The sequence below is a fragment of the Alicyclobacillus sp. SO9 genome, assembly GCF_016406125.1.
Classification (GTDB): Bacteria; Bacillota; Bacilli; order Alicyclobacillales; family Alicyclobacillaceae; genus SO9.
The window spans coordinates 127010-142909 of the sequence record NZ_CP066339.1 but is presented as its reverse complement, the minus strand read 5'-3'; the positions used below and the strand labels follow the sequence as shown (position 1 = coordinate 142909).

Here is a 15900-nt window from a genome sequence, read left to right as displayed (position 1 = left end):
AGATTCCGGCGGGTGGTTACCCCAAGTGATGATGCCACTTTGCATAAGCGATGTAATGCACGGCGTCATGCTTTGGAATTCCATAGAACAATTTAAATGTTTCATACTGATATGACCCGTGTCGAGGAGTACTGTGCCACAAGAATTGGGAGAACGGAAGTGTTGGTACACTTATTGTTTGCTTCCCCTGACCTACCTGTTGATGAATAAGGCTCACTCTGTCATGTGCCGTATAGCCAATAAAGGTAAACACATACGCATAGGAGGCCATAAGGGTAATCGCAGCGAGCAGCAGCGGTTTTTTCAAGCTAAACTGCCATTGTTTCAACTCAATAATGTATGCTAAGGATTCGATGGCGAACAGTGTAAAGAATGTATAAGAAGACAAAAAGCAACGCGGGCCAAACGGAGTAACGACCAAGAATGGCGCGGCCAAAACAACTGTGGAAACCAGATAAAAGGACAGCCTGATTCGAGTCATCTTGTCTGCCACAAACAGGAGGGCCGTCAACAACAGCGCTAGATAAAACACCGCTGAAATCAACCCTTCAAATTCTTTCGCATACAGGCCGAAAAACTGAATACCAAGAGCATCAACAATAATAACCTTATAGAGCGGATACGCCAAAAGTACAAACATGAGGATGCTCTGTAGGGATTTCCTCGTTCCCTCCGTCCCCACCTGGGATAAAATGACAATTGCCAATACAGCCATAGTGATATTCAGCAAAATATTGTTCATAAGCAACAGCGGATAAATGTGCCCCGCTGCGTGAATCATCTTTGAAACAAGAGACACGTGCTGCGTCATAGCAACACTTCTGTATGTACCATGTCCGTGAAAAATTTTTGCATACGCACCATTGGAGAACATGATGACTGCGCCAACAACAGCTGACAGACTATAAAGGAGATGTAATGCGTAGACTCGCTTAAACTTGTACCACGCATAGCCAATGACAACGATTGAAGCCAGAACATTGTATATCGTGACATGCTCGACAAAGAGCTGGGAGAAGATGCCCAAGGGAATGACTGCAACAGTCAGCCATTTGCTGTAGGACGGCATCTCTGCGTCTAGAACATTTTTAACAATGTTCAAATAGACCAGCGTCAACACGGCGGCGGGAATGTAATTCGAGAACCCCGCTGCCCACCCGTAGGTTTGGGCAAACATGTTTGCCGGTACACTGAGGAGCGAAAGCAAAGCCAGAAAATAATGTACCATTTTCGGCCGACGAGTCATTTTCCCCGTCAAAAGCACTAGAAAAGTGGCGAATCCGGACATCAGAAGAATTCTGGCTATGCCGTTTCTCGTAATCCAGAGTTCCAGCAAGTTGCCTAAATAGCGACCGTTATAATCGTGAAACCCGCTGTGCAGCCGCGCTAACCCAATGGACGTTCCCCACGTCCAGTCGTCCCAAGTCAGCGGTGTATTGTATGCAAGATACAGGTAATACAGAAAGACAATTATCATCAATATAATGAGGTTTTTTCTGAGGTGTTGCGATTCTCCAATTCGCTCCATTATCTGTACCCTTCTTCCCGCTCAACTGTGCTCTTTTTGCGAAAAACAAACAGTTTGCTAAACAGGTAGTTTGCAATCATGACGAGGACGTTTGTCCAGATTTTAGACCAGCTCTCATTGACCCCAAAACCGCTGATAAGAACTATCATTACACCTAAATCCATGAGGTACGACAGGAACCGAAAACCTACGAAAGACCCAAGCTCCCCGGCAATCTGGCGCTTTGTTTTGCTGTGGCTTTTAAAAACATAGGTTCTGTTGGTCACATAGGCGAACAAAACTGCTACGACCCATGCAATCGTATTGGCAATTCGATAATCGATACCCAGTTTGGCAGCAAACAACCAAAATACAACAAAGTTGACGAGAGTAGTGAATCCGCCCATGATGATATACATAATGACACTGTAAAAGTTACTGTTCTTGTTGATATGGAAGTATCTTTTCATCGTTATATTCCTCGATAAAGTATAGTGGTCTCTTCTTCGTTTCAATAAAAATTCGTCCAAGGTATTCTCCAATGATACCAATGGAAATCAATTGGATCCCGCCTAAAAACAAAATACTGACAACCAGCGTCGGATAGCCGCTGACAGGACTTCCGTAGATAACGGTTTGGATGACGACAAAAATTGTATAGAACAGCGCAAGAAAGGACACGCCGAAACCCAGAAACGAAGACACCCGAAGCGGAATCGTTGTCGAAGATGTCAATCCCTCAATGGCTAAATTAAACAGCGACAGGTAGCTCCACTTCGTCTCACCAGCATCACGCGGAGACGCAACGTACTCGATTTCTTTCTTCTTGAAGCCAATCCACCCGTACATCCCCTTGGTATAGCGATGAGCCTCTCGCATTTGGCGAATTGCGGTAACGCACCGCCTGTCCAAAAGACGAAAGTCGCCTGCATTTGGATAAATAGGCATCTTCGTTGTTTTCTGAAGTAACTCATAGTATTTCTTTGAAGTAAAGCGGCGCAGCCAGGACTCACCTTCACGATGCACCCGTGTGGCGTAGACATCCTCGTACCCTTGTTCCCAATAACCAAGCATTTCAGGGATTACTTCTGGAGGATGCTGCAAATCCGCGTCCATTATCACAACAGCGTCGCCTTTTGCGTAATCCATTCCTGCAATCATTGCAACTTCTTTACCGAAGTTTCTTGATAAGTCAACATAGGAAATCCTGTTGTCGCTCTCTCTCAATTCCTTGATGATACGCATGGTGTTGTCGTTGCTGCCGTCATTTACAAATAGATACTCGCAATCGTAGCGAGACTTGATGTCGTTCATCACCTGATTTAACCTGTCATACAGCTTGTACAATACGTCTTGCTCATTGTATGCAGGTATGATTAGCGTAACGAGTTTCATTCATCAGTATCCTCCATAGGCATGTGTGTACAACATGCCGTCAATCGTCCAGAAGCCTGTCATCGAGATAGTGCAGGGAAGCATCCATTCAATTTTAAACCAAGTCCGTACAAACTAATACATGGTTGCAAAGACATTCAGCCATTTACTCAATATCCCCACTATAATTCATTTCACGATAAAGCACCTTCCCGTTACAACTGCATCTGTGACTTCAAAGCGACTTTTGCGCTTGCAAAATGCGACCATCGCACTTCCAATGAAAAGCTTGATGCGTTGCCATGAAGTCACAGTAGCAAACATCCTTCGATTTTTCACGCTGTCCATCCAGGTTGTATTCCGGTCTGTAGAGAACTTTCCGCGAACTTCCTTTGGCTCCCCTCACACTCTAGGCTCTGTTTCAATATCTTGCATCAGGTACTGAAACTTACACAACGAGACTTGCAACAGGGCAGTTTCACGGACAGGGAGGACAGCAAATGACACTGACAACATCGCATTGGATTTATCTAATTGTCGTTGTCCTGGTCATTGTAGGAATGGCAATGCGTCGAGGTGTCATACCACTTTGTATCGCCGGCACCTTTGTTATTGGCTGGGTCTATTCCGGAAGCTTATTGCACGGTGTACAAACCCTTTTTACGGCCAGTCTGACCAGCGCACAACAGTTGCTTGGGATTATCATCATCATTGGTATGATGATTGCGCTGTTGCGCCTATTGGAACACGTAGGCGCGGACCAACTGTTGCTGCGCCCGTTTCGCAATCTGTTTAAGGGCCCTGGAATGGCCTTCTGGGGGACCGGATTCATCAAGGGAATTGTATCTGCTTTCGTTTGGCCCACACCAGCCACCATGATGGTAGGACCCATGATGATCCCGATTGCGCTCCGAGCCGGCTTGCCCATCATCGGGATTGCTATGGCCATGAACATGTTTGGCCACGGCATCGCATTGTCCGGCGACTTTATCATTCAAGGTGCACCCAAGTTAACCAGTTCTGCAGCAGGCGTCTCAGTGGGCGATATTCTGCACGCCAGCGTGCCGCTGGTGGTTACCACAGGGCTTGTCAGTACCGTTTTAGCCTACCTTTTGCTGCGAAAGGACATGAAGAAAGAGAAAGTGATTGCCGAAGCACCGGTACTTGCGGAGGAACAGAGCCACTTCAGTTTTGCGGCCCGTTTCGCAGCCGTTGTGGTACCTCTGTCATTTCTGACCGCCATCGTTGTTACCATCACCATGAAATTACGCGGCGGTGATGCAACAGCGTTGATTGGCGGAATCAGTCTTCTCCTGTTTCTCATCATCTCAATCCTTGAGTACGGCTTGAAGGCTTACCAAGCGGTGATGACGTATCTTCAACAAGGGTTTACGTTTTCGATTAAGATTTTTGCTCCCGTTATTCCGATTGCTGGCTTTTTCTTCATGGGCTCACCTGAAATTGCACCGCAAATTCTTGGTAAAGGTGCACCCGGATATCTGTTCGATCTCGGTAAAGCTCTTGCAGCCCATGTCCCCCTGTCCGCCGTACCTGTCGCTATTATTGTTGTGCTAGTGGGCATTATCGCCGGCTTGGACGGATCAGGATTCTCCGGTCTTGTGCTGGTCGGAACACTTGCACAGGCCCTTGGAACACCAGCGGGAGTCAACATTGCAATGCTGGCTGCCCTTGGGCAAATGGGATCCATTTGGAGCGGCGGAGGCACATTAGTTCCATGGGGTGTTTTAGACATCGCCGGGGTGACTGGGGTTGAACCGGAGGCTCTGACCAGACGGAACTTTATTCCAGTCATTCTGGGCCTAGCCGCCACAACCGCTGTCGCCATTGTTTTAATGTAAAGATGCGGCAAAACGAGTCACAGTAAGCCGCATGTACGCTAGCACGTACGCTAATCTTTCTTTCACATCGAAAAAAGCAGGCTGCACCTGAAATGGAATGCACCTGCTTTTTCCCTTAGACACGTCACAACCCGTTTCGAGCAGCCGTTGTGCAGATGCTCGTAGCTTAAGGGTTCGAGACTTGTTATCACAAGAACTTTGGTGGGCCTAAGAGGACTTGAACCTCTGACCTCACGATTATCAGTCGTGCGCTCTAGCCAGCTGAGCTATAGGCCCTTAGTGGCGGAGCTGACGGGATTCGAACCCGCGGTCTCCTGCGTGACAGGCAGGCATGTTGGGCCTCTACACCACAGCTCCACAAGGCTTGATAGACGCTGTTGCACAGCATCCAAGCGCAGCAGTTAGATTAACACACAGTTTTCTATGACGCAAGCACTAATTTCATGATACTCCACTGTAGGACTCCACTGTAGGACTCCACTGTACGATTCGACTGTGCAATGCGACTGTGCAACGGGGCTCACCAGGACACCGAGTTGTCTTTGGTTCCTGTCCTTTGTGTCGAGGTTGCGCCTGAAACTGCCGATGTCTCGGCGCCTTTACCCAGAATAATTTGATTGACGACGCGTTGACTCGACTTCCCGTCTGTATGGTCAAAAAAGTAATTCACAAACTCGTCAATACTCTCAAAATTAAAATTCCCGCCAATAACGGATTGGATTAATTCATCTGTATCTTTAACCAGCGGCCCAGGTATGAAGCTTTCGTACCTGTAGTAAAAATCCCTGCTTCGCGTATACGCTTCCACGTCAAATGCAAAGAACAGCATTGGAATACGCAGCAGTGCAGCCTCAAAGCAGACTGACGAATAGTCTGTAACCACAATGTCAGTTATGAATAACAGGTCATTAATATCCGGATAAGAGCTCATATCGTAAAAGAAGCCTTTGTACTCATCCGGAATCGACAGTTGTTTTTTCACAAAAGGGTGCATTTTGAACAAGAAGACGTAATCGTCGCGAAGTTGATTGTACAGCCTGTCAAATTCAATTTTTGCGAAAGGAAAATGCGCGTTGGCTTGCCCCGCACCTCGAAACGTTGGCGCGTAGAGTATCACTTTCTTTGTCTTTAGATACGGATATTTGTCATACAACTTCTTCTTCACCGTCTCCCCATAGGAACGGTCAAAGAAAATATCGGTTCGCGGAATTCCTGTAGCTACGACTTTATCGATTGAAATGCCAAAACCTTCTGCATAGTGCTTCGCAACCGTTTTCGAACTGACAATCGCTTTTGTATAATTTCGATGAGCCTTTGACCGAATGGACGGACCGCCGGGTCTCCCCACTCGGCTGTAGCCAAAGGTTTTAAAGGCACCTACGGCGTGCCACAGTTGGACCAACTCAGTGTTGTCACGCAGTTTCAAAGGGTAAATGATGGAGTAGACGTCGTCCACAATGATAATGCTGGCTGTAGCAAAGTGGTATGCAAGTAAAATATGCTCTTTAGCCGTCTTCCTCTCCGTGCTGTTCTTTTTCAACAGAAACCAGTAGGTAAAGTCAAGCTGCCTGCGCAGCAATTCGTCATAGACAAACTTTGCGTTGCCGAAGAGCGTATCTCCTCTGTCTGATACAAACACAATCTTTTTTTCATTTAATGGCAGCAGCTTGAACAGGGAGAACACCAGTCGGAACACAACGGTATGCATTACATGGTACGGAAGTGTTCTTGGAGCCTTCCTAAAAATTCGGATCGCCCTCTTCACAAAATGTCGTGTCCACCACACTAACGACCCTAAACGCCCCCGCCGTTTCTGAACTTCTTCGCCCGCTTTTAGTTTCTCGCGCCAGTAATCATTCTCGATTCCATAAAAACGCTTTTCACTTTGTTCCGTGTTCGATGAAGTATTTCTTTTTGTCATGCTTACCCATCCCCACAGGTAAAGTTGTCTTTGCTTCCGGACTCTGTCTTCTCTTGTCCGTATCGTCCCTCTAATTTGATGTAGACCCTATTAATAAATACAATTGAAACCATAGCATAAAATACCAAAAATAAACAATCCCAAATCTTCCAGTATATGAGTCTGAGTGTTGTCACCAAGAACCAACCGCGAGAGAAACATGGCGCGAAAGTTTGGGTTTCGTGTTAAAATATTATCCTGATTCTTTTTTAAATATGTCTTAAAGAATGTAACTAACAACAAGATGGAGTGAAGTACATGTCAGAAACAACGATTGAAGCCCAAGCTGAGCAGACTGAAAACACCCAGGAATCTGAAGAGCAAAGCCGATTGAAAATCGAAGATGCAGTATTGAAATACTTTCAAAACAAAGAAATGGCAAAGGAACGCAACGAAGAGAACAAACTCTTGTTCGAAGAGTTGGAGCAGTTGTTTGAAAATATGGAGGAAGACGAACTGATTATTCCTCTCCCAAACGGAGACAACGCCGTCTTGACACCAAAATTTCGGGAACGAGAAGTACTCGATGTTGAAGCTTTAGCGGATGAGATGGAAGTGCCAAAAGATGAATTAAAGACGCCGTTTGACTTTTGTGCCTTTACTGCAAAAGGAAAACTAACGCCGGATATGATAACGCGACATACTTCCATTGAACGGGATGTAAAACTGCGGATTGGCAAACGAAAAGCATCAACAAGAAAACGCAAGCGCCGCTAACATATCCATTCCGATGCTAACGTATCCGTTCCGATATGCACAGTCGGGCACCTCTAGGCAGTAGAAAGCCCCCCGGAGTACAATAGATGTACCACAGTGGTTTGAGGAGAATGCCTATGTTCACCTATTCTGTACCTACATCTATTGTCTTTGGTACCGGGGAAGCATCCCATCTGGCACGGCACATTCAAGTCACGACTCCTGCCTCTCGCTGGTTGGTTGTTTCCGATCCAGGCATTGTGAAAGCTGGACTTCTCCACCCCCTGCTAACCTCTCTGCAACAAGCCGGTTTCCAAACAGAGTTATTTACACAAGTTTTACCAAATCCGCGTGACACAGACTGTATCACCGGCGCAGAAAGATACGTGGAATTCGATGCAGAAGGTGTCATAGGAATCGGCGGCGGCAGTGCCATGGATACGGCGAAAACCGTCGCATTGCTGTCCCAAAGCAGAGGTACGCCGCGAGAATTCGCGGATGGTGAGGTACCCTACATTGAACCCGCCCCGATTGTGTGTGTGCCGACCACGGCAGGTACGGGATCGGAAGTAACGAGATCGGCTGTGATTACAGAGGCTTCAACCCATCGAAAATTAACCTTAAAGCACTCCTGGCTGCGGCCAAAACTAGCTGTTCTAGATGCCCTCCTGACACGGACCGTACCGAAGCCTGTCACTGCAGCTACAGGCGTAGATGCCCTGGTACATGCCATTGAAGGGTACACGTGCACACAAAGGTCACCGATAACGCAGGCCTTTGGCGCGAGAGCGATGCGACAACTGGTCCCAGCACTTCCACTCGTTGTTGAGAACGGGGACGACTTAGAAGCGAGGACACAAATGCTGGAAGGAAGTCTGTTAGCAGGACTGTGTTTCGGCTCTTCAGACGTGGCAGCCGTTCACTGTCTGGCAGAAGCGTTGGGAGGCCTCTACGACACACCCCACGGAGTTGCCAATGCGATTTTTCTGCCGGAAGTGCTGCGCTTTAACGCAGAGGCAGATACCCCATTGCACGGGGAGATAGCACGCTTAATGGGGTTTGCAAACGACGCGGACAACGATGCGGAAGCGGTTCAAAAAATGCTGACAGGTATCCATCACTTGACTCGCAGCCTGGGTATTCCGACACTCCGAAGTCTAGGGTACGTGAAACAAGACGACTTTGAGAAACTGGTGGAGTTGGCAGTGAAGAACACATCCACTGTGAGCAACGTACGGCCGATCAATGCGGCAGAGTACCGCGGGATTCTGGAACGGGTGTATGCAGAGAAAGGCTAACATGGGTCTAAGCAGTCATACAAACAGCCTGCGAGGTATCTGTCTCAGGGTGTCTATACTTATGCCCTGACAAGTCAGGGGTGCAGAAGCAGACAGGAGGGGTACATATTGAAGCATGTTGTCATAACGGGAAGTTCAAGAGGGTTAGGGTTCGCTCTTGCAGAACAGTTTCTGAAAGCAAACTGTCATGTGACGATTTCAGGACAGAACAAGGTGAACTTGGATCAGGCATCTGAGAAGCTCCGACAGTACTCAAACCGAGTACACTTCGTTCTTGCGGACGTTCGGGACAAACAACAGCTGGAAGACCTATGGCATCAGGCTGAACAGCATTTTGACCACATAGACATTTGGATAAACAACGCTGGCATAAACCAGTCGAACAGAGCACTGTGGGAACTGGTTGACGAGAACATCGACAAAGTAATCGAAACAAATTTGTTAGGTTCGATTCGCGGCTCAAAACTTGCCATGAGCAAGATGCTGCAACAAGGCTTTGGACAGATTTATAACATGGAGGGGTTCGGCAGCAACGACATGCAACGAAAAGGCTTAAACTTGTACGGCACAACGAAGCGGGCCATTACCTATTTCACCACGGCCATGGCGAAGGAAGCTGAAGGAACGAATGTGAACATTGGGCTGCTTAGCCCTGGAATGATGGTGACCGATTTTATTACGCAGTCAGAGGGATTTAGCGAAGACGGCGGTAAGACGCGGCGCATCTTTAACATACTTGGTGACAAGCCTGAAACCGTAGCTGAATTCCTTGTTCCACGCATTCTCGCCAACACGAAAAACGGCGCACACTTTAAATGGCTTACCAACCGCAAAGCTGCCTACCGCTTTCTCACATCCTCTTTTCGAAAGCGGAACCTGTTTCAAGATACATAACAAAATCCATAAGCCCTGCGTCGCAAAAAAACGGCTCCGAACTGCCGTCTACATCTTCTGGCAGGTCGAAGCCGTCTCAGCTCACACCTAAAACAATCCGGTAATCTGACCGCTGTCGTCAATATCTACTTTTAGGGCGGTCGGTGTCTTGGGCAGCCCCGGCATGGTCATGATGTTGCCGGTTAAGCAGACCAAGAATCCAGCCCCTAGTGAAGGACGGATCTCACGGATAGTCATGGTGAAGTCCTTTACGTCGCCGACTTGCTTCGGGTCGTCCGAGAAGGAATACTGTGTCTTGGCCAGGCAGACAGGCAACTTATCCCAACCATTTTGTTCGTATTGCTGCAGTTGTTTGGCAGCTTCCTTTGTAAATTGAATGTCCTTGGCACCGTAGACCCGTTTACAAACAGCCTCGATTTTGTCCCGAATCGAACCTTGGGTGTCATACAGTGTTTGAAAAGGTTCATGGGGACTTGCAATGGCATCCAACACGGACCTTGCCAAGTCCAATCCGCCTTCTCCACCTTTTGCCCACACGTCTGCTACAGCGGATTTTAGACCGTGTTGCTCACACAACTGTTGGAGAAACTCCAGCTCTGCATCGGTGTCTAGTGTAAACTTGTTAATGGCGACAACAAAGGGAACATGATATTGTTCGACGTTTCGAGCATGATGCAGTAAATTGTCGAAGCCTCTTTGCAAAGCCTCCAGATTCTCGTGGTTTAACTCGGATTTGGGAACACCGCCATGGTACTTGAGCGCCCGTACCGTCGCAACAATCACAGCAGCGTCAGGCTGAAGGTCGCCTTTGCGGCATTTGATATCAAAGAACTTCTCGGCACCTAAATCCGAACCAAAGCCCGCCTCCGTAACGACGTACTCGCCCAGTTTAAGGCCAGTTTTGGTTGCCACCAAGCTGTTGCAGCCATGTGCAATGTTGGCAAAGGGGCCTCCGTGTATCAACGCAGGCGTATTCTCCAAAGTCTGAACCAAATTCGGGTTCATCGCTTCTTTGAGTAACGCCGTCATAGCTCCTTCCACACCAATGTCCCTTACATATACAGGCTGATTATCGTACGTATACCCAACCAGGATTGCGGCCAGGGCCTCTTTGAGTTCCGTCAGACTCTCCGTCAAACACAGAATCGCCATGATTTCTGAAGCTACGGTAATATCGAAACCCGCTTCGCGGAGAGCTCCATTTTTTTTGCCGCCAAGGCCCGTCACAATTTCTCGCAGCGAGCGGTCGTTGATATCCAGGACTCGTTTCCAAACAACTCTATCAGCGTCAATCTTCAATTCATTGCCTTGGTGAATATGGTTGTCAATCATGGCTGCAAGCAAGTTGTGTGCGGTGGTGATGGCATGAAGGTCTCCCGTAAAGTGTAGGTTGATTTCCTCCATCGGGACAACCTGTGAATATCCGCCTCCTGCGGCTCCGCCCTTCATACCGAAGTTTGGACCAAGCGAAGGTTCCCGGAGTGCAGCAATTGCCTTCTTACCCAGCTTGTTCAGCGCCTGCGATAATCCTACGGTAACAGTTGACTTTCCTTCACCTGCCGGAGTAGGGCTCATTGCTGTAACCAAAATCAGCTTTCCATCAGGTGTGTCCTGATTTTTCTCCAGGACACTTAAGTCGACCTTTGCCTTATAGTGACCGTAGGGAATCCACTCTGCTTCTGTCAGCCCCAGTTGGCCTGCAATTTCCCGATTGACTAAAAGACTTGCTTCTTGCGCAATTTCGATGTCGCTTTTCATTACGTCGCCACCCTCTTTAAGTCAACAAATTGAAAATCGAACGGAACATGGTTCTCTATACCATGTTCATTCTAACAGTGAGGTGGCGAGATTTCTCCCCTTAATTTGTGAAACATTGATAACGTTTTCATACCAACCAGGCCATAGCAGCCTTCGTTACCATGACGCAAGTTTTCCATTTAGATGGGTCTTGTTAAACTGTTTTGGAGGCAAGTTGAAGTAGCTGTAGTTTGTTTTGGCAGGGAGTCCCACTTTATGGGTCTGACTGTCGTAGTACACCTGATCCCACGTGGGGTCAAACAGAATCCACTTTGTTCCGTCCCAAGACTCATTCCACTGGTGCGGTCCGTTAACACCTTTGGTCGATCCCGTTCCGCTGATAACACGGCTCGGAATCCCGATTGACCGCAACAAAGCCGCCGACAAGGCAGACTCGTCATTACACACGCCTTTCCGCACTTGGAAGGTCTTTGTCGCCTGCTGCCAGGGGACCTGATTGTTGTTATAGGCAGGCCAGTTGTAGCTGATGTGTTCCGACACCCAGTTACTGACCGCACGGATTTCGTCTAACGTGAGTTGCGAAGAAGAGAGCCCTGCATCTGCATTTTGAACCGGTCCAACAATTTTCGACGCAAGCGCATGGATTCCCGGGTTTTCGTTGTAGTTTATCAGCCAGCTTTGCAATTCACCCATTTGAAGAGATGACAAAGAAGGGTAAGGGTTATAAATGTTTGTAAAGGTAAAATGGCTTGATGTTGTGAACTCGTCGTCCTTATTCACCTTTTCCGGTGCAACGTTGACTTCGAGCTCACCGTGGTACGGCAAGGTGATGGTTGAATCAATGGTTCCGTTGGCAACTGGAACCGAATACGTCCACCACTGTGTCACGTCAGTTTTCGCTGAATTGAAGACGCCTACCAGTACAACGAGATCGCCATTAAAATGCCCGTATGTTCCTTTTATAGGAAAATGATTCGAACCGCCGTAGCGAAGAGACTGCAGTTGAATCGTTGAATGTTCGTGATTGTACCACTTTTCGCGCTTCGCCCCCGTTGACACGACGCCGGGTGCCACTCCGGCTGGAGGGACAGATATGGTTGCTGCCTGTGAAGAGCTTGACACATTCTTCCCCGAAGGGTGCTGTACAGTAGATGCAGGCTTTTCCGGTACCTTTTTTGCGGGCACAGAGGAATCATGAACAGTGTTAGCATGATGACTCTTAGACGGAAAGAGTGAGCCAGAAGCAGATGACCTGCCTTCCGCTGCGAGCTGCTGACCTGGCTGCGGCGAAGTTACATTTTCTATTTTTTCCGTGATTCCGTGGAACATGGTCTGGAGTGCATTCTGAGAGTGATGGAAGAGCAACACGTCAAAGGCAGCTACCAAGGCAATGGCAGTTCCCCACAGCTTTTTGGCCATTGGCCGTTCCTCCCGTACTCATGTGAACAGATTGATGAGTGGCTGCTGAAGTGACTACTGTTATTCTACACGATTGGACCCCAGAATTATACTGGAAATAGTACCTTAATGAAGAGAAAAAAGCCGTCGTCGTCAACGGCTTTTCAGTCACTGCTCGTCCGCCGTGCAGATGAGAAAAGGCTCGCAGCTATCTCATCTACCCAACGTAATTCATGATGTCGTTATAAAAGAACTTCACACCGTATGCCCAGTGTCTATCGGTGGCATAAGGGCCCACACTGTTTCGCGGATTCTTTAAATCGTTCAGCCAGATAATCGGATTCTCACCTTTTGGCGGTACCGAAGACAACTTGTATTCAACCGTTCTGGCCGCGATTTGCGACGTCTTGGTCAGCCCCCAACTCGGATAGGCACGGGCCGTGTATTGCCAACTGTAGTAAACGTTAAACGGATTCTTAGCAATCGTCCTTGTGATGGAACCCCAACGGGCTGGTACAAACGCTTCTTCCTGCCCTGTAATGGCAACCAGCAACGCTGGATTTACGTTAAATTCCTTGGCAGAATTACAGATGGTCTGAATATCCTGCAGTGTAAACACCGATCCCCTAGAATGAACATAATTATATAATTTCTGCGGCGGTATATTCTGATACCGTAACGCTGTTTCTGTAACTTCACCTTGTTTCGACCGCAATGCGGCTTCCTGCTGAGCAATGGCCTTCTTCATGGTGGAAATTTGAGACTGTGTCATGTGCATGAGCTGGCTGTACTTCTGCTCTTGCTGCTGCAGTGCGTTGACACTTGCGCTGACTGAAACGATAGACTGTTGTTTCTGTGCAGCTAATGACACTTCTTGCTGCTGCAACTGCGTCAACTGCTGTTTTTTCATAATCATTTGCTCAACCTGAGTCTGTTGACCCTTACGCTGCTTTTTGAGCTGTTTTTCGAGCCCCAACACCTTCACTGCCAAAGTGTGCTCACTTTTGCCCACAATCGAAATCAAGCTCAGCCGATTTAGAAAATCAGTGAAGTTCGTAGACTTGAACAGAACCGCCAAATAGGGCACATTTCCATCTTCGTAACTAGCACGAATCATACTGCGAAAGTTTCCTGTGTCTTTGGTCAATTCTTTCTGGGTAGACTGAATTTGATTGTCAAGTTTCTGAACCTCGCCCTGCAGCTGATTCACTTGGAATTCCGTCGCCGCAATCTGGTGTTTCGTCTGAGCCAGGGAAGACTGTGTCTGTTGAAGTGAATTCTGAAGTTGCTGAGTCTGTTGCTTCTTCTGTTGAATCTGGCTGGCAGTGGAGTCCGTCTTATTTTGCAACACTTTAGCCTGTTGCTGCTTCTCCTTTAACTTTTTCTGATTCTGTGAAAGACTGGTTGCATAGGAGGTAGTTATGAGAGAACCGAGCAGCAAGGCAACTGTGCTGGAGGACAAAAACATGCGTCTTCTCCACTTCAAACGCCCGACTCTCCTTTCTATCAGCATATTTCGACAATCTTAGTGTATCACTAGACTATGAAATATGGGAGAGTCATTTTGAAAAATAATAGAACAATTAATAGATAAAAATCCCTTTTGTAACTTATGCTGACGCAGCCGACGGGGATGTACGCCGTTCACGAAGTGAAGAAGCAACAGCTCCTACAATACAGGCAACCGCTGCTGCCCAGAAAACCGTGTGCAGTGCTGTCATAAAGGCAGTTGTCGAAACATGGGTGGGAACCCCTGTATAGCTTCCTCCTGTCAAGAGATGCAGTCGAAACGAGAACAGCGACACTGACAACGCGATGCCGAAAATCATACCAATATTGCGCACAAGTGCATTTAATCCACCGACAGACCCCACCTTCGACTTCGGAGCCGTCCCCATAATGCTGGAGTTGTTCGGAGATTGAAACATGCCTTGCCCAATTCCGAATACAGCCATATGAATCCATACGCTCCATACGGACACATGTGTCGACAACAGGTTCAGCAGGACAAACCCAGCGGCGTTGAGCAGAAGCCCGCCCGTCGTAAGGACATAAGGCCCAATTTTATCCGACAACCAGCCAGAAAAAGGTGCAACCACTGCCATTGACACAGGATACGCCATCATTCCCCAGCCTGTAACCTGCGGACTGAAGTGGAGGACATCTTCCATGTAAAACGGCATCATGGTGTTCGTACAAAACAAGGAAATGAAGGACAGCATGGCAGCAAGACTCCCAGCAGAAAACGTACGGCTTTTATACAATGCAAAGTCAATCATTGGACTCGATGCAAACCGTTCCCGGAAGCCAAAGCCAGCCAGCAAAAAAACAGCCAACATGAGACCGACTAGAGTAATAGAAGATGACCAACCCCAGACTTCTCCATTTGATACCGTGTAAAGAAGGGCTACAATTCCCACGATGAACAGAATTGAACCAGCATAGTCAAACGCACGCCCGTCTTGATGGCGTTTGCTCTTTGGCAGCATGAAGAGCCCCAAGATAAATCCAAATACGGAAATGGGGACATTTACCCAAAATATCGAGGGCCACCCAAAGAATCCAATCAGGACTCCGCCGACTGCCGGACCGGTCAAAGCACCCAGTGACACGGTAGTCCCGATAATTCCGAAGGCTCTGCCCCGTTGCTTGACAGGAAATGTAGTTACTATCAAGGCCTGGCTGTTGGCCATCAGCAAGGAAGCGCCAAGGGCCTGAAAAGTCCTGGATAAAATCAACAAGGTAATGTTATTTGATAATCCACAAAACGCAGATCCTGCACCGAAGACCAGAAACCCAATGTTGTATAAACGCCCTCTTCCCCACATATCGGCCAATTTGCCAACCAAGGGCAACATGGCGGCAATTGTCAGCAAATACGCGGTGACAACCCACTGCACGAGATGCAAAGGTACGTGCAGTGACTCGGATATCGTCGGCAATCCGACATTCGCAATGCTCCCGTCGAGAGTTGCCATAAACGTTCCTATCGAAACATTTCCGAGAATCCACCATTTGTAGGCGGCTTTCTGCTCTAGTTGTAAATGACGCATTTTAATCCCTCCGAAGTAAAAACCACTACTCATCATCGCATGCTGATATTGCATTGGCAAATGCGCTGTGTGTCGGTACAGGAATTTTGTTCCATTTAAATTA

The 15900-nt window shown here is 47.8% G+C and carries 12 protein-coding genes and 2 tRNA genes; 4 read left to right on the top strand and 10 right to left on the bottom strand.

What is annotated here, in order from left to right:
* Positions 1-16 precede the first annotated feature (16 nt).
* From GI364_RS00590 to GI364_RS00580, 3 genes are read right to left on the bottom strand one after another with little or no spacing between them, the layout of a single operon-like run.
* Positions 17-1528 carry a DUF6056 family protein gene (locus GI364_RS00590; protein ID WP_198851817.1) on the bottom strand — a complete coding sequence of 504 codons (1512 nt, stop codon included), beginning with the start codon at positions 1526-1528 and terminating at the stop codon, positions 17-19.
* Positions 1528-1977: a GtrA family protein gene (locus tag GI364_RS00585; protein ID WP_198851816.1), complete on the bottom strand. Its 450-nt coding sequence runs from the start codon at positions 1975-1977 to the stop codon at positions 1528-1530. Before GI364_RS00585 ends, GI364_RS00590 begins: the two co-directional genes overlap by 1 nt.
* Positions 1943-2902 carry a glycosyltransferase family 2 protein gene (locus GI364_RS00580; protein ID WP_198851815.1) on the bottom strand — a complete coding sequence of 320 codons (960 nt, stop codon included), beginning with the start codon at positions 2900-2902 and terminating at the stop codon, positions 1943-1945. The genes GI364_RS00585 and GI364_RS00580 overlap by 35 nt, the downstream gene beginning before the upstream one ends.
* Positions 2903-3381: 479 nt before the next feature.
* Between GI364_RS00580 and GI364_RS00575 the strand changes: the two genes are divergently transcribed.
* The gene (locus GI364_RS00575) at positions 3382-4740 is read left to right on the top strand and encodes a hypothetical protein (protein WP_198851814.1); all 1359 of its coding nucleotides are present in this window, start codon (positions 3382-3384) and stop codon (positions 4738-4740) included.
* A gap of 199 nt (positions 4741-4939) precedes the next feature.
* Here the strand turns inward: GI364_RS00575 and GI364_RS00570 are convergent.
* The 3 genes from GI364_RS00570 to GI364_RS00560 form a co-directional block, all read right to left on the bottom strand.
* Positions 4940-5016, bottom strand: a tRNA-Ile gene (locus tag GI364_RS00570).
* A 4-nt stretch (positions 5017-5020) separates the two neighbouring features.
* A tRNA-Asp gene (locus tag GI364_RS00565) sits at positions 5021-5097 on the bottom strand.
* 163 nt (positions 5098-5260) lie between these two features.
* On the bottom strand, positions 5261-6661 hold the full coding sequence (locus tag GI364_RS00560) for a CDP-glycerol glycerophosphotransferase family protein (protein ID WP_233095955.1): 1401 nt from the start codon (positions 6659-6661) through the stop codon (positions 5261-5263).
* A 297-nt stretch (positions 6662-6958) separates the two neighbouring features.
* Here GI364_RS00560 and GI364_RS00555 point away from each other — a divergent pair, with 297 nt between their 5' ends.
* The 3 genes from GI364_RS00555 (at position 6959) to GI364_RS00545 (ending at position 9588) form a co-directional block, all read left to right on the top strand.
* Entirely contained in the window at positions 6959-7417 is a 459-nt protein-coding gene (locus tag GI364_RS00555; RefSeq protein ID WP_198851813.1) for a hypothetical protein, read from the top strand.
* Between the two features lie 110 nt (positions 7418-7527).
* Positions 7528-8694 (top strand): iron-containing alcohol dehydrogenase, encoded by a 1167-nt coding sequence (locus tag GI364_RS00550; RefSeq protein ID WP_198853785.1) that lies wholly within the window; start codon positions 7528-7530, stop codon positions 8692-8694.
* A gap of 108 nt (positions 8695-8802) precedes the next feature.
* Positions 8803-9588 (top strand): SDR family oxidoreductase, encoded by a 786-nt coding sequence (locus GI364_RS00545; protein WP_198851812.1) that lies wholly within the window; start codon positions 8803-8805, stop codon positions 9586-9588.
* An 87-nt stretch (positions 9589-9675) separates the two neighbouring features.
* Here the strand turns inward: GI364_RS00545 and GI364_RS00540 are convergent, their stop codons facing one another.
* From GI364_RS00540 to GI364_RS00525, 4 genes are all read right to left on the bottom strand, one after another.
* Positions 9676-11346: a formate--tetrahydrofolate ligase gene (locus tag GI364_RS00540; RefSeq protein ID WP_198851811.1), complete on the bottom strand. Its 1671-nt coding sequence runs from the start codon at positions 11344-11346 to the stop codon at positions 9676-9678.
* 156 nt (positions 11347-11502) lie between these two features.
* Complete coding sequence (locus GI364_RS00535; RefSeq protein WP_198851810.1) at positions 11503-12765, bottom strand: transglutaminase domain-containing protein; 1263 nt, start codon at positions 12763-12765, stop codon at positions 11503-11505.
* A 196-nt stretch (positions 12766-12961) separates the two neighbouring features.
* Positions 12962-14230 carry a coiled-coil domain-containing protein gene (locus GI364_RS00530; RefSeq protein WP_198851809.1) on the bottom strand — a complete coding sequence of 423 codons (1269 nt, stop codon included), beginning with the start codon at positions 14228-14230 and terminating at the stop codon, positions 12962-12964.
* A 124-nt stretch (positions 14231-14354) separates the two neighbouring features.
* Complete coding sequence (locus tag GI364_RS00525) at positions 14355-15797, bottom strand: MFS transporter (protein WP_198851808.1); 1443 nt, start codon at positions 15795-15797, stop codon at positions 14355-14357.
* Positions 15798-15900: the final 103 nt, after the last annotated feature.